Raw genomic sequence first — 20504 nt, forward strand, 5'->3', positions numbered from 1 at the left:
CCGGGTGACGGAGACCGCGCGAACGTCCGCGCGGTCTCCGTCACCCGGCGCCCGAGGTGCTCGGCGGTGGCGATGTCCGCCTTGTGCACGCCCTCCGGGCCCTGGTCGGTGTCGGTCTGGGCGGCGGCACCGGCGAAGAAGCCGAGACGGTTGAGGTCGTTCTCGGAGGCGGTGCTGCTGTTCCAGCCCGGGAGCAGACCGAGGTTCACCCAGTGCATGCCGTGCTGCGCGGCGAGCGTCTGGAAGAACTGGAGCGTGTGCAGCTTGTCGCCGCTCTTGGAGCCCGAGTTGGTGAAGCCGGCGGCCAGCTTGTCCGACCAGTCCTGGCCGGCCCAGCGCGAGGAGGTCGCCTCGCCGAAGACATGGAAGGCACCGGAGGCGGTGCCCATGTAGGTGGGCGAGCCAAAGACGATCGCGTCCGAGCGGTCGAGTATCCCCCACTGCTCCTCGGTGATCTCGTCCACCTTGATCAGGTGCGCCTCGGCACCCGCCGCGACGGCACCGGCGCGGACGGCCTCGGCGAGGACGGCGGTGTGGCCGTAGCCCGAGTGGTAGGCAATGGAAAGAACGGGGGCGGTCATGACTCTCCTCGAAAGGGCAGCTCAGTAACGATGACCAAAGGAAAGCACTAACCAGAAGTTAGTGCAACCCACCAGTTAGCGCTGCATGGGCGTATCCTGGTGTCATGACCGCACGCCCCCAGGATCCCGACGAGCTCGCCTACAACGTCTTCGCCAAGGCATGCCCCTCCCGCTGCACGCTGGAGAACGTCACGGGCCGCTGGGGCGGACTGACCCTCGGCGCGCTGTCCGAGGGCTCACTGCGCTTCAATGAGCTGCGCCGCCGCGTCGACGGGGTGAGCGAGAAGATGCTCTCCCAGACCCTGCACGCGCTGGAGCGCGACGGGCTGGTGCACCGCGAGGCCCAGCCGACCAACCCGCCCCGCGTCGACTACGAGCTGACCCCGCTCGGCCGCGAGGTCGCCAGGCGCCTGCTCGCCCTCATCGCATGCGTGGAGGGCGCCATGGACGAGGTACTGGCCTCGCGCGAGCGTTACGACGCGGCGCGCGGCGCCCGCTGACACTTCGGGCAGAAGTAGCTGGAGCGGTTCATCCACGGGCGGCGCCGCATGGGGGTGCCGCAGCGGCGGCAGGGCTCGCCCTCGCGGCCGTAGGCGTCGAGCGAACGGTCGAAGTAGCCCGACTCGCCGTTGACGTTGACGTACAGGCTGTCGAAGCTGGTGCCGCCGACGGCGAGGGCCGCGTTCATCACGTCCCTGATGTGGCCGAGGAGTTCGGCCGTGACCGGGCGGGTGAAGTGGGCGGTCGGCCGCTCGTAGTGGATACGGGCGCGCCAAAGGGCCTCGTCCGCGTAGATGTTGCCGACCCCGCTGATCAACGACTGGTCCAGCAGGGCCCGTTTGACGGTGCTGCGCTTGCGGCGCAGGGCCTGGTGGAAGGCGTCGTCGTCGAACAGCGCGTCGAGCGGGTCGCGGGCGATGTGCGCGATGACGTCGGGCAGCCCGTCCGGGGTGTTGTCGTGCAACGACAGCCCGCCGAAGGTGCGTTGGTCCACGAACCGCAGCTCGGTGCCGAGCGAGTCGGCGAACCGGATCCGGATCCGCAGATGCTTCTCGTCGGGCGTCTCCTGCGGCTGCACCAGCAGCTGTCCGCTCATCCCGAGGTGCGCGAGCACCGACTGGTTCGTCTCCTCCAGCGGCAGCCACAGATACTTGCCACGCCGGCTGGGGTCGCCGATGTGATGCCCCTTGAGCCGGTGCGCGAAGTCCTCGCCGCCGGCCACATGGCGGCGCACGGCACGCGGGTGCAGCACCTCGGTCTCGGCGACGGTGCGATGGGCCACCCACCGCGCCAGCCCCCGCCGGACGACCTCGACCTCGGGCAACTCGGGCATCGGAACCCCCAGGGAAAAGCGCTGTACGAGACAGCGGGGCGCGGTAGAGGAAACGCCCGCCCCGTCCGGAATCGGTGGGGCGGGCGCTCGGTGCTGCTTGTCGTGCTGTTTCGTCAGGCGGTGGCGGACGACGTGTCGTCGTCCTCGGCGGCTTGTACGACGGCCTGTTCGGCCTCCGTCGCCGCCTTGGCGCGCTCGTCCGCGGCGGCCTTGATGGCACGCCAGGCGGACTCGGCGGCCTGCTGCTCCGCCTCCTTCTTGCTGCGGCCGGTGCCGGTGCCGTACGAGACGCCTCCGACGCGGGCGGCAGCAGTGAAGGTCTTCTCGTGGTCGGGGCCGGTCTCCGTGACCAGGTACTCGGGCACGCCGAGTCCCTCGATCGCGGTCAGCTCCTGGAGCGACGTCTTCCAGTCCAGGCCCGCGCCCAGGTTGGAGGACTTCTCGATCAGCGGGTCGAAGAGCCGGTGCACCAGCTCGGACGCCGCGTCGAGGCCCTGGTCGAGATAGACCGCGCCGATCACCGCTTCAAGGGTGTCGGCGAGGATGGACGCCTTGTCCCGGCCACCCGTGCCCTCTTCACCCCGGCCGAGCCGGATGAAGGCGCCGAGGTCGAGGCCGCGCCCCACCTCCGCCAGCGCACGCGAATTGACCACCGCGGCCCGCAGCTTGGCCAGTTGGCCCTCGGGCAGGTCGGGGTGGGTGCGATACAGCGTGTCCGTGACGACGAGGCCGAGCACGGAGTCCCCGAGGAACTCCAGCCGCTCGTTCGTCGGCAGACCGCCGTTCTCGTACGCGTAGGAACGGTGGGTGAGCGCACGCACCAGAAGGGCGGACTCGACCTGGTAGCCGAGCCGCCCTTCCAGAACTGTGTGGGACGAGGCCGGTGAGCTACCCCCGCGCTGACGGGGACCAGCTGCTTTCGCGTCTGTCATCGGGCCTCTCACCAACCGCTCAGACTTCGAGGACCTGGCGCTTGTTGTAGGTGCCGCAAGACGGGCACGCGATGTGCTGCTGCTTGGGCTCGTGGCAGCGCTCGCACGCAACCAGGGTGGGGACCGCAGCCTTCCACTGCGACCGGCGGTGGCGCGTGTTGCTGCGCGACATCTTCCGCTTCGGAACAGCCACGGCTACTTCTCCTGCTTCTCGTCGACGCCCGCTTCGGCGCCGCTCATCTCGTCCTTCTCGCCGTCCGTCGTGGTGCCGGCGAGTCCCTGCAAAGCCGCCCAACGGATGTCGACGGCGTCATGATGGTGTTCCGGGTCGTCCGCGAGCCGGGCTCCGCACTCGGAGCACAGACCCGGGCAGTCTTCCTGGCACACCGGCTGCATCGGCAGTGCGAGCACCACCGCATCACGCAGCACAGGTTCGAGGTCGAAAAGACCGTCCTCGATGAAGAGCCTGTCCTCGTCGTCCTCGGCGTCGTCGCCCGGTTCCGCGATCACACGGCCCCGGTCGTCGGCGTCAGGGTACGAGAACATCTCCTGGAAGTCCGCTTCGAGCTCCAGCTCGACCGGCTCCAGACACCTTACGCACTCCCCCTCGGCCGTGGCACGGGCGGTGCCTGTGACAAGCACCCCTTCCATGACCGACTCGAGTCGGAGGCCGAGTTCCATCGGGGCGCCTTCCGGCACTTCGATGACTCCCGGGATGCCGAGATCCCTCGGGGCGTCGATCTCGCGGGTGAGCCGCTGTAGCGCGCCAGGACGCCGACCCAGCTCGTGAGTGTCGAACACGAGGGGGTTGCGGTGGTCGAGGCGGGCGTTGGAGGCCATTCCTGCTTTCGATCTACGTACTCGAAGGGACACCGCCCGTCGGTGTTTCCGGGCAGTGTGGTCGCGGGCAATTCCGTACGCGAGCGTCAGGGCACGCGCGACCGAAGAGCCAGGATACTGGACCTTGCGCCCAGGGCCCAATCCGGCCCCGTCAGCGGGTACCGCGGCCCTGCTCGTACGCCCGCAGCTGCTCCGCGCTGATCATGCCGGTGTCGAAGAGGCTGGTCTCGTCCAGGGCGTAGTCCTGCTGCGGCTGGGACTGCTGCGACTCCTGGGGCAGCTGTTGCTGCTGGGGGTCGTAGCCGCCCTGCTGCACATAGCCGCTCTGGTACGTATAGGGGTCGGCCTGCTGCTGGTAGCCGTACGGGTCCTGCCCCCCGTAGCCGGCCTGCTGCGGGAAGCCGGTGTAGGCGCCCTGCTGCTGGTCGTAGGCGCCGTAGGCGGGCTGCGGCTCGTACGACGGCTGCTCGGGCCGCTGGTCGTATCCCGGCTGCTCGGGCTGCCGGTCGTACCCGGGCTCGGCCGCCGGTTCGTACGCGGGCCGCTCCGTGCGGGGCTCGTACGACGGCTGCTCCTGCCGGGCCGCCGGGCGCTCGGCCGGGGTGTCCGAGAGGGCGGCCAGGTCGGCGAGGTAGTCGGCGTCGCTGGAGTGCTGGAAGGTCGTGGTGTCGTCGGCGAGGGCGCCGAGGTCGTCGGTGGCGATCCGGCCGTGCAGCTTCTGCCGGCCGCGGCCGACCGCCTCCAGGGTCTTGGCGAGCACCGCCTCGAAGGCGCCCAGCTTGGTGTCCACGTACGCGTCGGCGTTGTGCCGCAGCGTCTCGGGGTCGAGGCTGCGCTCGGGGGCGTCCTCGTCCTCGTAGCCGTTCTCGTCCACGCCCGGGCCGGTGCCGAGGAGCTTCTCGCGGCCCCGGCCGACCGAGCCCAGGGTCTTGGTGAGGACGACCTCGAAGTTGGCGAGCTTGGAGTCGACGTAGTCGTCGGCCTCGGCGCGCACCTCCTCGGCCTCCTGGCGGGCCTCGGCGAGGATCCGGTCGGCCTCGGCCTGGGAGCGGCGGGCGACCTCGGTGCCGGAGACCAGCGAGCCGCGCTCGGCGTGCGCGGTCTCGATGATCCGGTCGGCCTCCTGGCGGGCCTGCTCGACCATCTGCTCCCGGTCGCCGATCAGCTCCTGCGCCTGCGCGAGGGAGCCGGGCAGGGCCTGGCGCACCTCTTCCAGCATCGCGAGCAGGTCGGCGCGGTTGATCACGCAGGACGCCGACATGGGCATGGCCCGTGCACCGGCGACCGCGGAGACGATCTCGTCGAGCTTCTTCTGCACGTCCACCTGTGCTCGCCACTTCCTACAGCCGGATCGGAGACGGACGGGACGACTGTAGTCCCAAGTCCCATCAGTCCTTGCGCAGCCGCCTGTTGAGGGCCGCGAGGACCTGCGGCGGCACCAGGTGGGAGACGTCGCCGCCCCAGGCCGCGACCTCCCTGACGAGCGAGGAGGACAGGAAGCTGTAGGTGGGGTTGGTCGGCACGAACAGCGTCTCGACGCCGGTCAGGCCGTTGTTCATCTGGGCCATCTGGAGCTCGTAGTCGAAGTCGCTGACGGCGCGCAGGCCCTTGACGATGGCGGGGATGTCGCGCTGCTTGCAGTAGTCCACGAGAAGGCCGTGGTGGGTCTCCACCCGTACGTTGGCGAACTCCGAGGTGACGTCGCGGATCAGCTCGATCCGCTCGTCGACCTCGAACAGGCCCTTCTTGGACTGGTTGATCATCACCGCGACGTAGACCTCGTCGTACAGCCGGGAGGCCCGGGCGATGATGTCGAGATGTCCATTGGTGATCGGGTCGAACGACCCGGGACAGACGGCGCGGCGCACTAGTGATCCCTCGCTCTCCGGTCCGGTCATCGTGCGTCTTCGCACGTAGAGGCGGCGCGACCGTACCAAAACGTTCCCTCGCCGTAGCGACGGGACCGGATCGCCTCGAAGCCGTCCGGCCACCGGAATTCACCGCCTCTGGTGCTGCGCTCCACGGTGACCAGCGCGTCCTTCCCTAGCCACCCCTCCGAGCGGAGTGTGAGGAGAATCTCGCGAAGATCGTCGTCGGTGACGGCGTACGGAGGGTCGAGGAAGACCAGGTCGTACGGGGTGGCGGGGGGCGCGGTCCTGATGACCTGTTCCGCTTTGCCCGCTCTGACCTCGGCGCCGGGAAGGCCCAGGTTCCGCACGTTCTCGCGGACGGTCCTCGCGGCGCGGGCGTCGGCCTCCACGAGCAGGGTGTGGCCCGCGCCGCGGGAGAGGGCTTCCAGGCCGACGGCGCCGGAGCCGGCGTAGAGGTCGAGGACGCGTTCGCCTTGCAGGGGGCCGCCGAGGAGGGACTGCCAGGTGGAGAAGAGACCTTCGCGTGCGCGGTCGGAGGTCGGCCGGGTGCCGGTTCCCGGCGGGACTGCCAGGCGACGTCCGCCGGCTGCGCCGGCGATCACGCGGGTCATGTTCGGTCCTTCGTCGTGGGTGGTTACAGCGTTCATTGTGGCTGGTGGCGCCCCGCGGCGGCAGCCGCACGTCCGATACGGCCCCGCGCCCCTGGGCCGGCATACCTCAGCCCTTTTCCAGGTACTGCTCCCTCTCCTCGTCCAGGAGCGCGTCCAATGCGGTGCGCAGCCCCGGCAGATGGTCCAGGTCCGGGTCCGCCGTCACCAGGGCCATCGCCTCGCTGCGGGCCTCCGCGATGACCTCCTCGTCCTCGATCACCTCAAGGACGCGCAGGCTGGAGCGGGCGCCGGACTGGGCCTGGCCGAGGACGTCGCCCTCGCGGCGCTGTTCGAGGTCGATACGGGAGAGCTCGAAGCCGTCGAGGGTGGCCGCGACCGCGTTCAGGCGCTGGCGGGCGGCACTGGCCTCGGGCATCTCGGTGACCAGGAGGCACAGGCCGGGCGCCGAGCTGCGGCCCACCCGGCCGCGCAGCTGGTGGAGCTGGGAGACGCCGAAGCGGTCGGCGTCCATGATGACCATCGCGGTGGCGTTCGGGACGTTCACGCCCACCTCGATGACCGTGGTGGCGACCAGGACGTCGGTGTCGCCCGCGGCGAAGCGGCGCATCACGGCGTCCTTGTCGTCGGGGTGCATACGGCCGTGCAGCACCTCGACCCGCAGGCCCTGGAGGGGGCCCTTGGCCAGCTGGTCGGCCACGTCGAGGACCGCGAGCGGGGGCCGCTTCTCGGCCTCGTCCTCGGCTGACTTCTTCTTGGCGGCCTTCTTCGGATCGGCCGCTTCCTCGATGTCGTCCCCGATGCGGGGGCAGACGACGTACGCCTGATGGCCGTTCTCCACCTCCTCGCGCACCCGCTCCCAGGCGCGGGACAGGAAGTGGGGTTTGTCGGCGGCCGGGACGACATGGCTGGCGATCGGGGAGCGGCCCGCCGGGAGCTGGTCGAGGACGGAGGTCTCCAGGTCGCCGAAGACGGTCATGGCGACCGTGCGCGGGATCGGGGTGGCGGTCATGACCAGGAGGTGCGGGGGCTGTTTGCCCTTGCCGCGCAGGGCGTCGCGCTGCTCCACGCCGAAGCGGTGCTGTTCGTCCACGACGACCAGGCCGAGGTCGTGGAACTGGACCTTGTCCTCGATCAGGGCGTGGGTGCCGATGACGACGCCGGCCTCGCCGGTGGCCAGGTCCAGCAGGGCCTTGCGGCGGGCCGCGGCGCCCATGGAGCCGGTGAGCAGCACCACCTTGGTGGCGTGCTCGGTGCCGCCCAGCATGCCGCCCTCGGCGAGGTCGCCCATCATCTCGGTGACCGACCGGTGGTGCTGCTGGGCCAGTACCTCGGTGGGCGCGAGCAGGGCGGCCTGCCCGCCCGCGTCGACCACGGCGAGCATGGCGCGCAGGGCGACGAGCGTCTTGCCGCTGCCGACCTCGCCCTGGAGGAGCCGGTGCATGGGGTGTTCGGTGGCGAGGTCGGCGAAGATCTCGCGGGAGACCTTCTGCTGGCCCTCGGTGAGGGTGAACGGCAGCCGGTCGTCGAAGGCGGTGAGGAGGCCGTCGGCCCGGGGGCGGCGGGCGACCGCCGGGAGCTGGGCGTCCGCGTACCGGCGGCGGGCGAGGGCGACCTGGAGGACGAACGCCTCGTCCCACTTGAGGCGGGCCCGGGCGTCCGCGATGTCGGCCTTGGTGGCCGGGCGGTGGATCTTGAGCAGGGCCTCGGGGAGCGGGAGCAGTCCGCGGCCCTCGCGCAGGGCGGGCGGCAGCGGGTCGAGGGCCTCCTGGGCGGCGGGCAGGACCGTCTGCACCGCCTTGCCGATCTTCCAGGACTCCAGTTTGGCGGTGGCCGGGTAGAGCGGGATCAGGGAGCCCGCCCAGGTCTCCACGGCCTCCTCGCCGTCGCCGCGCAGCAACTCGTAGGCGGGATGGGCGAGCTGGAGGCGGTGGTTGAAGACGGAGACCTTGCCGGCGAACATCGCGCGGGTGCCCGGCAGCAGGTCCTTGTGCGGCTTGTGCACGCCGTTGCCGAAGAACACCAGCTGGAGGCGGCCGCTGCCGTCGGTGATGGTGACCTCCAGGCGCTGGCCCTTGCCGCGGGGCGCCCGGGAGGAGGCGAAGGAGTGCAGACGGGCGTCGGCGACCTGGGCGACCACGGTGACATGCTCGTCCATGGGGAGGTCGGCGAGGTGGGTGAGCTGGCCGCGCTCCTCGTATCTGCGCGGGTAGTGGTGCAGGAGGTCGCCGACGGTGTGCAGGCCGAGGTGCTCGGCCATCACCTTCGCGGTGGCGGGGCCGAGCACTGACTTCAGTGGCTGTTTCAGTGGTTCTTCCAGTGCGGGCACGAGATCCATTGCACACCACCGCACTGACAATGCCGTAGACGCCTGCCCTGCGGGTTCGGCACGGGCTGCCGTACACAATGCCTTACGGATCCCGGAAACCCCTGGTCGGCCCGGTGGCCGGGGCCCTAGGATGACGCGTTCCGGCCGTCCTTCGCGGTCACCGCCCTTCGCTGCGGGACCGCCCTACCCCGCGCCGCGTCCTTCCCCTCCGGCGCAGTGACGATGGATTCCCAGACCTCACAGTCATCCCAGTCCTCCCAGTCGCCTCCTCCTCACACGTTCCAGGTCGATCTGCGCGGTCTGGTCGATCTCCTCTCCCATCACCTCTACTCCAGCCCGAAGGTCTACCTGCGCGAGCTGCTCCAGAACGCCGTGGACGCCGTCACCGCCCGCCGGGCCCTCACCCCCGACGCCCCGGCGCTGGTCCGGCTGCACACGGCGGACGGCGGCCTGCGGGTGGAGGACAGCGGCATCGGGCTCACCGAGTCGGACGTGCACGAACTGCTGGCGACCATCGGGCGCAGCTCCAAGCGCGCCGAGGGGCTCCAGGAGGCCCGCTCCGATTTCCTCGGCCAGTTCGGCATCGGCCTGCTCGCCTGCTTCGTCGTCGCCGAGCGGATCCGCGTGGTCAGCCGCAGCGCCCGCACCCCGGACGCGCCGCCGGTGGAGTGGACGGCGCGGGACGACGGCTCGTACACCGTGCGGACCCTGCCCGACGCGGCGCGGCCCGAGCCCGGTACGACGGTGCAGCTCACGCCGCGGCCCGGGGCGGCCGAGTGGCTCGCGCCGGAGCGGGTGCGCGCGCTGGCCCGGGACTTCGGCGCGCTGCTGCCGTACGACGTCCGGGTGGGCGAGGAGCGGATCACCGAGCTGCCCGCGCCCTGGGACCGGCCGTATCCGAGCCCCGGCGCGCGCCGGGTGGCGCTGGCCCGGCACTGTCACGGGCTGTTCGGGTTCACCCCGCTGGACTCGATCGACCTGGAGGTGCCGCTGGCCGGGATCCGCGGGGTGGCGTATGTACTGCCGTCGGCGGTGAGTCCGGCGCAGCGGGCGACGCACCGGGTGCATCTCAAGGGGATGCTGCTGACCGAGCGGGCCGAACAGCTGCTGCCCGACTGGGCGTTCTTCGTGCGCTGTGTGCTGGACACCGACAGCCTGCGGCCGACCGCCTCGCGCGAGTCGCTGTACGAGGACGAGACGCTGGCCGCCGTGCGGGAGGCGCTCGGCGAGCGGATCCGCGACTGGCTGACCGGGCTCGCGGCCGGTGACCCGGAGCGGCTCGCGGCGTTCCTCGCGGTGCATCACCTCGGCGTCAAGTCGCTGGCCCGGCACGACCACGAGATGCTGCGCACGATGCTGCCGTGGCTGCCGTTCGAGACGACCGACGGGCAGGTGTCGCTGGAGGAGTTCGCGCGCCGGCACCCGGTGGTGCACTTCACCCGGGGCGTCGAGGAATACCGGCAGGTCGCGGCGATCGCCTCGGCGCAGGGCGTGGGCGTGGTCAACGGCGGTTACACGTACGACAGCGAGCTGATCGAGGCGCTGCCGTCGGTGCGGCCGGGGACGGTGGTCGCCGAGCTGGACGCGGACACCGTGACCGCGCATCTGGACGGCGTCGAGCCGGGCGTGGAGCTGCTGCTCACCGGGTTCCTGGCGGCGGCGCGGGCGAAGCTGGACCCGCTGGGCTGCGATGTCGTACTGCGCGCCTTCCATCCGCTGTCGGTGCCCGCGCTGCACCTGGACGACCGGGCGGCCCGGCACGAGCAGGCCCGGGCGGACGCCGAGGAGCAGGCCGACGATCTGTGGGCGGGCATCCTGGGTTCGCTGCGCGGCAGCGCGCCGCGCGCCCGGCTGGTGCTCAACCATCTCAACCCGCTGATCCGCAGGGTGAGTTCACTGGACGACGCGGAACTGATCGGCACCGCGGTCGAGTCGCTGTACGGGCAGGCGCTGCTGATGGCGCAACGGCCGCTGCGGCCCACGGACTCCGCGCTGCTCAACCGCGCGTTCATCGATCTGCTGGAGTGGGCGACACGGGGGACGGCCGATGACTGAGATCACCGACCTTGCGGCGCTGCGCCGGGCGATGGCGGAGAACGCCGAGCGGCCCGAGGGCCCGGCCCGCAACGCCCGCGCGGAGCAACTGCTCGCCGCGGCCGAGGGGTTGAATGTTCCGCTGGCTGTCATCGAGGCGCTCGGGCACCAGTTGAGCGTCTACAACTACAGCTCCGAGAAGGACAAGATGTTCGTCCCCTTCGCGCGGCTGCTGCGCCTGTGGGACGAGCGGCCCGGGGACTTCGACGCCTACGAGACGCACTCGCTGCACTGGGTCTTCAAGTGGATGTCGGCGGGCATGCTGGACCAGCCGCACATCCCGCTCGCCTCGATCGAGAAGTGGCTGGGCGAGATGGAGCGCCGCTACCGGCTCGCCGGGTACTCCGAACGGGCCGTGCGCGGTGCCGAGTTCAGCGTGGCCGCGCATGTCGGGGACCTGGCGCGGGCGGAGCGGGCGTACGCCGCGTGGCTGGCCGCCGACCGGGACGAGATGGCCGACTGCCATGCCTGCGAGCTGTACGGGCAGGGGCTGTGGCAGGTGGAGCGGGGCCGGGACGCGGCGGCGCTCACCGCGTGGCGGCCGGTGCTGGAGGGCGAGTTCAGCTGTGCGCACGAGCCGCACTCGGTGCTCGCCGCGTCCCTGGTCCCGTTGCTGCGGCTGGGCCGCGCGGAGGAGGCCCGGGCGCACCATCTGCGGGGGCTGCGGCTGGTGCGGCCCATGGAGAGCATGCGGGCCGCGTACGCCGAGCACGTGGAGTTCTGCGCGCTGAGCGGCAACGAGGCGCGCGGCCTTGAGCTGCTGGCCGAGCGGCCCGCCTATTTCACGGACACCGGGCATCCGCGCAGCCGGCTGGACTTCCTGGCCGTGGTGACCCTGCTGACCGGCCGCCTGACCGAGCTGGGCCTCGGCGCCGAGCCGGTGCCGGGCCCCGCCGGGCGCGCCTGGACCGCACGGGACCTCGCGGCCCACGCCCGCACGGAGGCGCTGGCGCTGGCCGAGCTGTTCGACGCGCGCAACGGCACGTCGTACGTCGGCGACCGGACGCGGGCACGGATGGCCCGGCGGCCACTGGTGGACCGGCTTCCGCTGGGCGTCCGCACGTTGCGCACGGCGGCCGCTCCGGCGGCCGCCACCCCGCCGGCCCCGGCCGCCGAAACGTCACTCCCCGCCCTGCTCGCCGAGGCGCACCGGCTGGCGGACACCCTGCGTCCGGAGGCGGTGGACGCCTGGGCCGCGGTGGCGCGGGCCGCCGGTGACGGTGAACTCGCCCCGGCGGACCGCGCGTTGGTCGCCGACCATGAGGCGATGTCCCGGGGCCCCGAGGGCGCCGAGCTGTTCGAGCGGGCGGCCGAGCTGTACGCGGTGGCGGGCGACCCCGGCGAGGCGCTGGCGGCACGGGCCCGGGGCGCCTACTTCCACGCGCTGCGGGGCGAACAGGACACAGCCCTGGCCCGGGTGACCGGCCTGTCCGAGGAGGTCCGGGCGCTGTACGCCGCCGAGGCCACCGGGGTACGGCAGACCGCGTCGGTCCTGATGAGCAGGGCGCGGATCCTGATGCACCGGGCGCGCACCGGCACGGGTCCCGCCCGGGACGCGGAGGCCGCGGTGCGCGAGGTGCCGGCCCTGGTCGAGGGGCACGGCACACCGGACGAGGGGGATGCCCGGCTGGTGGCGCGGGTCGCCGAGTCCTGGGGGATGCTCGCCGAACTGGCCGGGGCCGCCGGGGACCGCGCGGGGGCGGCGGAACTGCTCCGGCGGGCCGTCGCGGAGTATGTGCGCGCCGGGGTGCCGTGGTGTGCGGTGGAGTACGAGGTCCAGGTCGCCGCGCTCGCCGAGGAGGCCGGTGACCGGGCGGAGGCCGAGCGAGCGCTGCGGGCGGCGCTGGAGCACGGCGGCCCGTACCTGGAACCGGCCGGACAGGTCCAACTGCATCTGCGAATAGCCGAGTTGACGGCCGGGCGCGGTGAGGTCGCCGCCGCCGCGGAACACGCGCTGCACGCCACGTACTGGGCGGACGAGGCCGGGGAGTCCGGCACGTCGGGAGCCTGGGCGCGGCAGCAGCTGGGCGGATATCTGCTGCGGCAGGGGCGGTGCGCGGAGGCGGCCGAGGTGCTGGAGTCGGCGCTGGCCGACCTGCGCGCCGAGACCCACGGTGACGGGGCCGTCGTACAGGCGCGTTGGTGGCTCGGGGACTGCCTTGAGGAGCTGGGCGAGCACCGGACGGCGGCCGAGCAGCGGCTGCTGGCCGCCGACATCGCCCGGCACTGGCCCGAGCAGCGCGACCACGCCACGCTCGCGCACCTCGCCGCGGACTCCCTGGGCAGCGCGGGCCTGGTCGCGGAGGCCGACCGGGCCTATGCCCGCGCGGGCGAGCTGTGGCGCGCCCTCGGCGACACCCGTCTCCTCGTCCGCTCCCTGCGGGCCCGCGCATGGCTGGCGCTGCGCGAGGACTCCGGGACGGCGGCGGCCGAGGGGCTGATGACGGAGGCCGTGGCGGTGTGCGAGGAGGCACTGGAGAACACGGCGGACTCCCGCGCCGTGGGCAGCCTGACCCGTGAACTGGCCCAGACCCACCGCCAGTTCGGCGACCTCCTCGCCCAGGCCGGGGGCCCTGGCGGGGTCCACTTCGAGCGGGCGATCACCCTGTTCGGCTCCCTCGGCCCCGCCGGACTGCACGACCGCACCGCCGCCGAACTCGCCGCGGCCGAACTGGCGACGGAGCTGGGCCACCCCGAGGAGACGGCAGCCCGCGCCCACGCCGTACTGGCCGCCTACGGGAACGCGGACGAGACGGACGAGACCGTCCGGACCCGACGCGCGGCGGCCGCCCGGCTGCTCGGAACGGCCGAGTGAACGGGGGCTCGGTCTGCGGGAGGGGGCGGTGTGCTCACTCCACGCCGATGAGCAGCAGTGCTCCCTGGTGGCCGCCCCGGTAGACCGCCGTGTCGACGGCCAGGTAGGACTCCCTTACCCGGGTCTCCAGATGGGCGGCGACGGTCTCGGGGGCTTCGTCGCCGATGACGAGGGTGACCAGTTCGCCGCCGGCCTGGAGCATACGGTCCAGGACGGTCTCGGCGGTGGCGGTGACGTCCGCGCCGATCACCGCCACATCGCCGTCGATCAGCCCGAGCACGTCCCCGGCCTGGCAGATCCCGGCCGTCGTCCAGGAGCGGTGCTCGGCGACGACGACCTCCCCGTAGCGGGTGGCGCCCGCGGCCGAGGTCATCTGGACGACGTCCTCGTCGAACCGGCGCCCCGGCTCGGACACCGCGAGCGCCGCGATGCCCTGTACCGCCGAGCGGGTCGGGATCAGCGCCACCCGGACCCCCTCGGTACGCGCCTGCTCGGCCGCCGCGGCCGCGGTGTCGCGCAGCTCGGCGTCGTTGGGCAGCAGCACGACCTCGCGCGCGTGGGCCCGTCGCACCGCCGCCAGCAACTCCCCGCTGGCGGGCGGCTCCCCGGGCCGCGCGAGCACGGTGGTCGCGCCGGCCTCGGCGTACAGCTCGGCAAGACCCTGACCCGGTACGACGGCCACCACCGCGCGCTGGGCCCGCTCGCGCGGCGGCCGCGGCCCACCGGTGTGCACATCGCCGAGCCCGAAGTGCGTGATCCTGATCCGGTACGGGCGCCCGGCCTCCACGCCCGCCTCCACGGCGGCACCGGCGTCGTCCACATGCACATGGACGTTCCACAGCCCGTCGCCGCCGACGACGACCAGGGAGTCGCCGAGGGCGTCGAGCCGGGTGCGCAGCCGGGCCACGGCGGTGTCGTCGGCCTCCAGGAGGTAGATCACCTCGAAGGCGGGGCCACCGTCCTCGGCGGCGCAGGCCCCGGCGTCGGCATCGGCGTCGGCATCGGAGGCGGGTTCGGCCTCGGTCTCGGATTCGGGGTCGGGGTCGGGGTCGGGCAAGGCGTTCGGTGTCGCGGCCGGGCGGTCCGCTTCGGTGTCCACCGTCTCCCCCGTGCACGCCTCCACCAGCGCGCCGAGCACCGCCACCAGACCGCTGCCCCCCGCGTCGACCACCCCGGCCCGCGCCAGGACGCCCAGCTGGGACGGGGTCGCCGCCAGGGCCGCGCGGGCGCCCTCGTGGGCGGCCCGTACGACCGTCCCGCAGTCGCCGTCCACCCGCTCGGCGGCGTCGGCGGCGGCCGAGGCGACCGTCAGCACCGTGCCCTCGACGGGATGCGCCACCGCCTGCCGCGCGGAATCGGCGGCCCGGCGCAGGGCGAGCCGCAGCGCGGGCCCGTCGCAGCGCGGCTGCGCGCCGTCCGCCGCGAGCACCTGGGCCATGCCGCGCAGCAGCTGCGCGAGGATCGTGCCGGAGTTGCCCCGGGCACCGATGAGCGCCCCGTGAGCCATCGCACGCACCGCGTCCGCGAGGGTGGGACCGGCGGGCTGTGTCTCGTACGCGGGCTGTGTCTCGTACCCGGCGAACACGGCCTCCACGGCCGTCGCGGCGGACTCCACGGTCAGATAGAGGTTGGTCCCGGTGTCGCCGTCGGCCACCGGATAGACGTTGATCGCGTCGATCTCCGCACGTGCCCGTCCCAGCGCGCGCAGGGCCAGACCGCACCAGGTGCGCACCGCGAGACCATCGAGGAATGTCTGCGGCACCTGCGCCACCTGCGCCTCCCTGAGCCTGCTTGACGTGGTCGCAGCGTAGACCCCGGGACGGTGCCCGCCGGAGGTGGGCCAGGGGTGGGCCGGGGCCGGGACCCCTCGCGACCATGGTAGTTTCGCTCTACCGACGCAGGCTTGCTATGCTGCTCCGGTTGCCCGATCTCATCGGGCTCTCCCCCTGGCACCGCCAACCAGATCTCAGGTCGTACGATCTCGATCCCGGCATGCCGGGATCAACCGTAAGTGCATCTGAAGTCTTTGGAGTGACCCGTGGCTGCCAACTGCGACGTCTGCGGCAAGGGGCCGGGCTTCGGCAACAACATCTCGCACTCGCACCGCCGTACGTCCCGCCGCTGGAACCCGAACATCCAGCGTGTGCGTACCGTGGTGGGCGGGACGCCGAAGCGCGTGAACGCTTGCACCTCGTGCATCAAGGCCGGCAAGGTCTCGCGCTGACGCTACAGCTGAGCGCGCGGCCATTGCTGGTTCGCTGCACTGAGCCGGTCCATCTCAGGATGGACCGGCTTTTTGCCGTACCCCCTTGCCGTACCCCCTTGCCGTACCCCCTCGCATCAGCCCGTCGGCATGCCGACCTGACGCTGTTCGAGGGCGGAACGAAGCCTTGAGAGGGTTTGCGCGGCCGCCGCCGTCGAAGCGTCGTCGAGCACCCCTGTGATCAGTTCGGCCAGCGTCGCGCCGAACGTCTCCTCCGCCGCGCCGAGGAGTTCCGTGCCCTCCTCGGTCAGGGCCAGCAGGGAGGAGCGGCGGTCGGCCGGATTCGGCGCCCGGACCGCCCAGCCCTGTTTCTCCAGCCGGTCGACGCCCTTGCTCGTCGCCCCGATGCCGATCGCGAACTCCGCCGCGAGATCCGCCACCCGCGCCCCTTCGTGGTCGCGCAGATAGCGCAGGGCCTCGAACTGCGAGGTCACGATCCCGTGCCGCTCGCGGAGCCGGTCGTTGAGGGCGTTGTACAGCCGCGTCTCGCAGCGCACCAGGTCGGAGAAGAAATCCAGGAGCCCGGCGGTGTCTCCGGTCGTTTTATATGCCATGGCATATAGTGTAGGGGCAGTTATCGACGAAGGGGAGCACCCATGAGCAAGGAACAGCGCGCCCGGATCGACGCCAGGCTGCGGCAGCCGCGTCCCGAGGGGCCCCGGACGATCGAGGAGATGCGGGCCGGGTTCGAGGCGTTGATGAGCGGGATGACCGTGCCCGGCGGCATCCGTACGACACGGACCGCGCTCGGCGACCGGCCCGCGCTGCGCGTGGCACCCGAGGGCCGTCCGCGCGCCGGGACGATCCTTTACTTCCACGGCGGCGGCTGGGTGAGCGGCTCCCCCGAGGCCTCGCTCGCGGTGACCGGGCACCTTGTGACGAGGACCGGCCGCACGGCGTACTCGCTGGACTACCGGCTGGCCCCCGAGCATCCGTTCCCGGCCGCGATCGAGGACACGCTCGGTGCCTACCGCGCGCTCCTCGACGGTGGCGCCGACCCCTCGGCCGTGGTGTTCGCCGGGGACTCGGCGGGCGGCGGCCTCGCCGTCACCACCTGCCTGGCCGCCCGGGACGCGGGGCTGCCGCTGCCCGCCGCGGTCCTGGCGTTCTCGCCGGGCCTGGACGCGACCCGCACCGGTGAGAGCGTCGACACCAAGGAGGGCGCCGACCCGTTCTTCACCCGCGCGTCCGTCGAGCACACCGGGAGGCTGTACCTCGCGGGCGCCGATCCGCGCCAGCCGCTGCTCAGCCCGGCCGTCTGCGCCGACCTGAGCGGGCTGCCGCCGATGCTTCTCCAGGTGGGCACCAACGAGATCCTGCTGGACGACTCCACCCGCCTCGCCGCGCGCGCCCGGGCCGCCGGGGTGGATGTGATCCTGGACGTCACGGCCGACGTACCGCATGTGTTCCAGGCGTTCGCCGACGAACTGGACGAGGCCGACGAGGCACTGGACCGCGCGGCCCTCTTCCTCGACCAACGCCTGCGCACGGCCACGGCGGCGGCCACGGCATAGGTCCACCCCACGCGCGGGGACCCGCCGCATGGGTCCATCTCGGACGGACGCGGACGGGCTCGGCCGGGCGCGCCTCCGGGAGGCGGTCCGGGTGGCGGATGCGGAAGGCGGTCCGGGAGGCGGGTCCCGGCGGCGGGCCCCGGCGGCGGGCCCCAGTGGGGGGTCCGGAAACCGGCCCGGCAAGCGGGACCGGGAGACGGGACCGGAAACCGGCCCGGCAGGCGGATCCCAGCGGCGGATCCGGAAGGCAGGCCCCGGCGGCAAGCCCGGAAGGCAGGTCCGAAAGCCGGCCCGAGAGGCCGATCCGGAAGGCAGACCCAGGAGGCAGAACCGGAAACCGGCCCGGGAGACGGGCCCGGCAGACGGATCCCGGCGGCAGATCCGGAAGGCAGGCCTCGGAGGCGGGCCCCGGAGACAAGCCCGGAAGGCAGATCCGAAAGCCAGCCCGGGAGGCGGATCCCGACGGCGGGTCCGGGAGGCGGATCCGGAAGGCAGGACCGGGAGACGGGCCCCGACGGCGAGCCCGAAAGACAGGACCGGAAACCGGCCCGGGAGACGGATCCCAACGGCGGGTCCGGAAGGCAGGACCGAAAGCCGGCCCGGGAGACGGATCCCGGCCGCAGATCCGAAAGCCAGCCCGGCAAGCGGGACCGGCAGGCGGGTCCGGCGCGCACGACGCCCGTGCCTGAGCGCAGGCCCGGACTCGCGCGGGCGAGCCCGGCGGAGCGCAGGCCCGGCTCACACGGGGTAGGCCTCCGGGACGCGGGACCGGCTCACACGGGGCAAACCCCCGGGACGCGGGACCGGCTCACACGGCGAGCGTCCGGGGCACGGGCCCGGACTCGCGCGGGCAAGCGTCCGGTGTGCGCAGCGCCGGGCTCACGCGGGCCGGCTTCCGAGACACCGGCCCGGCCCGCACGGGCGAACCCCCGGGGTGCACAACACGGAACTCACATGTACGCATCCACCACGCAGGCCGCCGCACCCATACCCGCGCGACGCCGGCCGCGAAGACCCTCGCTCACGCCCCTACGGCGCCCGCCGCCAAGCCCTCCTCACGTTCTGAACCGCCACCCGTGGTCCACCGGTCCGATGCCCGTGCCCAGGGCGAAGCCCGATGCGATCGCCCCGGTGACGTACTCCTTGGCCGCCGTGACCGCCGTCGGGACGGTGAGGCCCCGGGCCAGGCCGGAGGCGATGGCGGAGGCGAGTGTGCAGCCGGTGCCGTGGGTGTGCCGGTTGTCGTGGCGGGGCGCGCGCAGCCAATGCTCGCCCGCCGCGGTGCCGTCCGTCAGGAGGTCCACCGCGTCACCGGCCAGATGCCCGCCCTTGACCAGCACCCAGCGCGGCCCGTAGGCCAGCACGGCGTCCGCGGCCCGTCGTAGATCGTCCTCCGACTCGACCTGGACACCGGCGAGTTGGCGCACCTCGTCCAGGTTCGGGGTCGCCACGGTGGCCGCCGGGAGCAGCCTGGTGCGCATGGCGTCCAGGGCAGAGTCGGCGAGCAGCGCGTCGCCGTGCTTGGAGACGCCGACCGGGTCGACCACGGCGGGCGCGTCCGTCCCGGAGATCAACTCGGCGACCGTCTCGACCAGTTCGGCCGAGCCCAGCATGCCGGTCTTCACGGCCTGGACGCCGATGTCGTCCACGACGCTGCGGTACTGGGCCCGCACGGCCTCGGCCGGGAGTTCCCAAACGCCTTGCACACCAAGGGAGTTCTGCGCGGTCACGGCGGTGAGCACGCTCATCCCGTGGACGCCGAGCGCGAGCATCGTCTTGAGGTCGGCCTGGATCCCGGCGCCGCCACCGGAGTCGGAGCCGGCCACCGTGAGCACCCGGGGCGGGGTCACGGTTCTATGTCCCCGAAGTGGTCCCAGCCGCCTCTGCTGGTCCAGGGCGCCCCGTCCACCGTCACCTGCGGCAGCGCGGAGGGGTTGAGGACCTCCCCGATGACCTTCCAGCGGGCCGGGAGCTTGGTGTCCGGCGGGAAGGTCGCCACGATCGCGTGATCCTCTCCCCCGGTCAGCACCCACTGGAGCGGATCCACGCCAACGGCCTGCCCGATGTCGTTCATCTGTGTAGGCACGTCGACCGCACCGGAGCGGATGTCGATACGGACCTTGCTGGCCTCGGCGATATGGCCGAGGTCGGCGATCAGCCCGTCGCTGACGTCGCACATCGCGGTGGCGCCGAGCCCGGCGGCGGCCGGACCCGCGTGGTACGGCGGCTCGGGGCGCCGATGGGCCTCCACGAAGGCGCGCGGCGAGCGGAAGCCGCGGGAGAGCACCGCGTAACCGGCCGCGGACCAGCCCAGCCAGCCCGTGACGGCCACCAGGTCGCCCGGCTGGGCGCCGGCCCGGGTCACCGGCTCCTGGTTGCGCAGATCGCCGAGCGCGGTGATCGACACCATGATGGTGTCGCCCCGTACGACGTCCCCGCCGACCACGGCGGCGCCCGCGACCTGGCACTCGTCGCGCAGCCCGTCCATCATCTCGGTCGGCCAGCTGACCGGGAGTTCGGCCGGCACCACGAGGCCCAGCAGCAGGGCGGTCGGTACGGCGCCCATCGCGGCGATGTCCGCGAGGTTCTGCGCGGCCGCCTTGCGCCCCACGTCGTAGGCCGTGGACCAGTCGCGGCGGAAGTGCCGCCCCTCCAGCAGGACGTCGGTGCTCGCCACCACCCGCCGGTCCGGCGCGGCCACCACGGCGGCGTCGTCACCCGGGCCGATACGGACCGCCGGAGTGGTGGTGAGACGGGAGGTGAGCTCCCTGATGAGCCCGAATTCCCCGAGCTCACCAACCGTGCCCTTCATGTCCCTGACTCCCCTTCTCTGCCTTCGCCTGACCGTGCTGACTCGCGCCTCATCAGTGTCCCCGATACCGTCGAGATGACCCCGACGCGGTCGGGAACGACCGCCGATACGGTCCCGGACGACCGTCAACTTCCGTCGTGCCTGCACCCTGGCGCGCAAGCCCGGTTCCCGCAGGTCTCCCCGCGAGGAGCGGCGACGCGATACCGTGGCGTTCCTTTTCCCCACATGATCCTCGTGGCCGCCCTGGAGGTTCCGTGGTACAGGCGTACATCCTGATCCAGACGGAGGTCGGCAAGGCGTCGACCGTCGCCGAGACCATCAGCAAGATCCCTGGAGTGATCCAGGCCGAGGACGTCACGGGTCCGTACGACGTCATCGTGCGCGCCCAGTCCGAGACCGTCGACGAACTCGGTCGCATGGTGGTCGCCAAGGTCCAGCAAGTGGACGGCATCACCCGCACCCTGACCTGCCCGGTCGTGCATCTGTAGCCCCCGTCTACGCTTGGCCGGTGA

At 72.5% G+C, this 20504-nt stretch carries 19 protein-coding genes; 6 read left to right on the top strand and 13 right to left on the bottom strand.

The window, feature by feature from the left end:
- Positions 1 to 581 (bottom strand): flavodoxin family protein (locus CCN72_RS02795; protein WP_107430051.1); only part of this gene is annotated, 581 nt, incomplete at its 3' end.
- A gap of 104 nt (positions 582 to 685) precedes the next feature.
- Here CCN72_RS02795 and CCN72_RS02800 point away from each other — a divergent pair.
- The gene (locus CCN72_RS02800; RefSeq protein WP_086806175.1) at positions 686 to 1081 is read left to right on the top strand and encodes a winged helix-turn-helix transcriptional regulator; all 396 of its coding nucleotides are present in this window, start codon (positions 686 to 688) and stop codon (positions 1079 to 1081) included.
- On the opposite strand, the gene mutM is transcribed toward CCN72_RS02800, so the two are convergent.
- The 8 genes from mutM to recG all read right to left on the bottom strand — a co-directional run bounded on the left by mutM (position 1054) and on the right by recG (position 8503).
- Entirely contained in the window at positions 1054 to 1914 is an 861-nt protein-coding gene (gene mutM, locus CCN72_RS02805; RefSeq protein WP_086806176.1) for a bifunctional DNA-formamidopyrimidine glycosylase/DNA-(apurinic or apyrimidinic site) lyase, read from the bottom strand. The two genes, CCN72_RS02800 and mutM, sit on opposite strands and share 28 nt — an antisense overlap.
- Positions 1915 to 2027: 113 nt before the next feature.
- Positions 2028 to 2846, bottom strand: a complete 819-nt coding sequence (rnc, locus tag CCN72_RS02810) for a ribonuclease III (protein ID WP_085566743.1) — start codon at positions 2844 to 2846, stop codon at positions 2028 to 2030.
- A gap of 19 nt (positions 2847 to 2865) precedes the next feature.
- Positions 2866 to 3039, bottom strand: coding sequence for a 50S ribosomal protein L32 (gene rpmF, locus CCN72_RS02815; protein ID WP_003951102.1), 174 nt, complete (start codon positions 3037 to 3039; stop codon positions 2866 to 2868).
- Between the two features lie 2 nt (positions 3040 to 3041).
- Positions 3042 to 3686 carry a YceD family protein gene (locus CCN72_RS02820; protein WP_037654605.1) on the bottom strand — a complete coding sequence of 215 codons (645 nt, stop codon included), beginning with the start codon at positions 3684 to 3686 and terminating at the stop codon, positions 3042 to 3044.
- 151 nt (positions 3687 to 3837) lie between these two features.
- On the bottom strand, positions 3838 to 5010 hold the full coding sequence (locus CCN72_RS02825; protein WP_086806177.1) for an ATP synthase F0 subunit B: 1173 nt from the start codon (positions 5008 to 5010) through the stop codon (positions 3838 to 3840).
- A gap of 64 nt (positions 5011 to 5074) precedes the next feature.
- Positions 5075 to 5554: a pantetheine-phosphate adenylyltransferase gene (gene coaD, locus CCN72_RS02830; protein WP_216369132.1), complete on the bottom strand. Its 480-nt coding sequence runs from the start codon at positions 5552 to 5554 to the stop codon at positions 5075 to 5077.
- Between the two features lie 26 nt (positions 5555 to 5580).
- A complete protein-coding gene (rsmD, locus tag CCN72_RS02835) occupies positions 5581 to 6168 on the bottom strand; it encodes a 16S rRNA (guanine(966)-N(2))-methyltransferase RsmD (protein ID WP_086806179.1) in 588 nt (195 codons plus the stop codon).
- 106 nt (positions 6169 to 6274) lie between these two features.
- Positions 6275 to 8503, bottom strand: a complete 2229-nt coding sequence (gene recG / locus CCN72_RS02840) for an ATP-dependent DNA helicase RecG (RefSeq protein ID WP_086806180.1) — start codon at positions 8501 to 8503, stop codon at positions 6275 to 6277.
- A 213-nt stretch (positions 8504 to 8716) separates the two neighbouring features.
- Between recG and CCN72_RS02845 the strand changes: the two genes are divergently transcribed.
- The gene (locus CCN72_RS02845) at positions 8717 to 10549 is read left to right on the top strand and encodes an HSP90 family protein (RefSeq protein WP_086806181.1); all 1833 of its coding nucleotides are present in this window, start codon (positions 8717 to 8719) and stop codon (positions 10547 to 10549) included.
- Complete coding sequence (locus CCN72_RS02850) at positions 10542 to 13403, top strand: hypothetical protein (RefSeq protein ID WP_086806182.1); 2862 nt, start codon at positions 10542 to 10544, stop codon at positions 13401 to 13403. The genes CCN72_RS02845 and CCN72_RS02850 overlap by 8 nt, the downstream gene beginning before the upstream one ends.
- A 34-nt stretch (positions 13404 to 13437) precedes the next feature.
- Here CCN72_RS02850 and CCN72_RS02855 read toward each other — a convergent pair whose 3' ends face one another.
- Positions 13438 to 15174 (bottom strand): DAK2 domain-containing protein, encoded by a 1737-nt coding sequence (locus CCN72_RS02855; RefSeq protein WP_086806183.1) that lies wholly within the window; start codon positions 15172 to 15174, stop codon positions 13438 to 13440.
- 267 nt (positions 15175 to 15441) lie between these two features.
- Here CCN72_RS02855 and rpmB point away from each other — a divergent pair, with 267 nt between their 5' ends.
- Complete coding sequence (rpmB, locus tag CCN72_RS02860; RefSeq protein WP_003993230.1) at positions 15442 to 15627, top strand: 50S ribosomal protein L28; 186 nt, start codon at positions 15442 to 15444, stop codon at positions 15625 to 15627.
- Positions 15628 to 15743: 116 nt separating this feature from the next.
- On the opposite strand, the gene CCN72_RS02865 is transcribed toward rpmB, so the two are convergent.
- Complete coding sequence (locus tag CCN72_RS02865; RefSeq protein ID WP_086806184.1) at positions 15744 to 16220, bottom strand: MarR family winged helix-turn-helix transcriptional regulator; 477 nt, start codon at positions 16218 to 16220, stop codon at positions 15744 to 15746.
- A gap of 42 nt (positions 16221 to 16262) precedes the next feature.
- Here CCN72_RS02865 and CCN72_RS02870 point away from each other — a divergent pair, with 42 nt between their 5' ends.
- Positions 16263 to 17180, top strand: coding sequence for an alpha/beta hydrolase (locus CCN72_RS02870; RefSeq protein ID WP_086806185.1), 918 nt, complete (start codon positions 16263 to 16265; stop codon positions 17178 to 17180).
- Between the two features lie 1055 nt (positions 17181 to 18235).
- Here the strand turns inward: CCN72_RS02870 and thiD are convergent.
- Positions 18236 to 19030, bottom strand: coding sequence for a bifunctional hydroxymethylpyrimidine kinase/phosphomethylpyrimidine kinase (gene thiD / locus CCN72_RS02875; protein WP_086806186.1), 795 nt, complete (start codon positions 19028 to 19030; stop codon positions 18236 to 18238).
- A complete protein-coding gene (locus CCN72_RS02880; protein ID WP_037654618.1) occupies positions 19027 to 19992 on the bottom strand; it encodes a thiamine-phosphate kinase in 966 nt (321 codons plus the stop codon). Before CCN72_RS02880 ends, thiD begins: the two co-directional genes overlap by 4 nt.
- Before the next feature lie 254 nt (positions 19993 to 20246).
- On the opposite strand from CCN72_RS02880, the gene CCN72_RS02885 reads away from it, so the two are divergent.
- Positions 20247 to 20480: an Lrp/AsnC family transcriptional regulator gene (locus CCN72_RS02885; protein ID WP_037654619.1), complete on the top strand. Its 234-nt coding sequence runs from the start codon at positions 20247 to 20249 to the stop codon at positions 20478 to 20480.
- The last annotated feature ends 24 nt before the right edge of the window (positions 20481 to 20504 follow it).

This window comes from Streptomyces murinus (assembly GCF_002154555.1).
GTDB lineage: Bacteria > Actinomycetota > Actinomycetes > Streptomycetales > Streptomycetaceae > Streptomyces > Streptomyces murinus.

Coding starts and splice junctions, on each gene's coding strand:
- CCN72_RS02800 (WP_086806175.1), top strand. CDS start 686: ATGACCGCACGCCCCCAGGATCCCGACGAGCTCGCCTACAACGTCTTC.
- mutM (WP_086806176.1), bottom strand. CDS start 1,914: ATGCCCGAGTTGCCCGAGGTCGAGGTCGTCCGGCGGGGGCTGGCGCGG.
- rnc (WP_085566743.1), bottom strand. CDS start 2,846: ATGACAGACGCGAAAGCAGCTGGTCCCCGTCAGCGCGGGGGTAGCTCA.
- CCN72_RS02820 (WP_037654605.1), bottom strand. CDS start 3,686: ATGGCCTCCAACGCCCGCCTCGACCACCGCAACCCCCTCGTGTTCGAC.
- rsmD (WP_086806179.1), bottom strand. CDS start 6,168: ATGACCCGCGTGATCGCCGGCGCAGCCGGCGGACGTCGCCTGGCAGTC.
- recG (WP_086806180.1), bottom strand. CDS start 8,503: ATGGATCTCGTGCCCGCACTGGAAGAACCACTGAAACAGCCACTGAAG.
- CCN72_RS02845 (WP_086806181.1), top strand. CDS start 8,717: ATGGATTCCCAGACCTCACAGTCATCCCAGTCCTCCCAGTCGCCTCCT.
- CCN72_RS02850 (WP_086806182.1), top strand. CDS start 10,542: ATGACTGAGATCACCGACCTTGCGGCGCTGCGCCGGGCGATGGCGGAG.
- CCN72_RS02865 (WP_086806184.1), bottom strand. CDS start 16,220: ATGGCATATAAAACGACCGGAGACACCGCCGGGCTCCTGGATTTCTTC.
- CCN72_RS02870 (WP_086806185.1), top strand. CDS start 16,263: ATGAGCAAGGAACAGCGCGCCCGGATCGACGCCAGGCTGCGGCAGCCG.
- CCN72_RS02880 (WP_037654618.1), bottom strand. CDS start 19,992: ATGAAGGGCACGGTTGGTGAGCTCGGGGAATTCGGGCTCATCAGGGAG.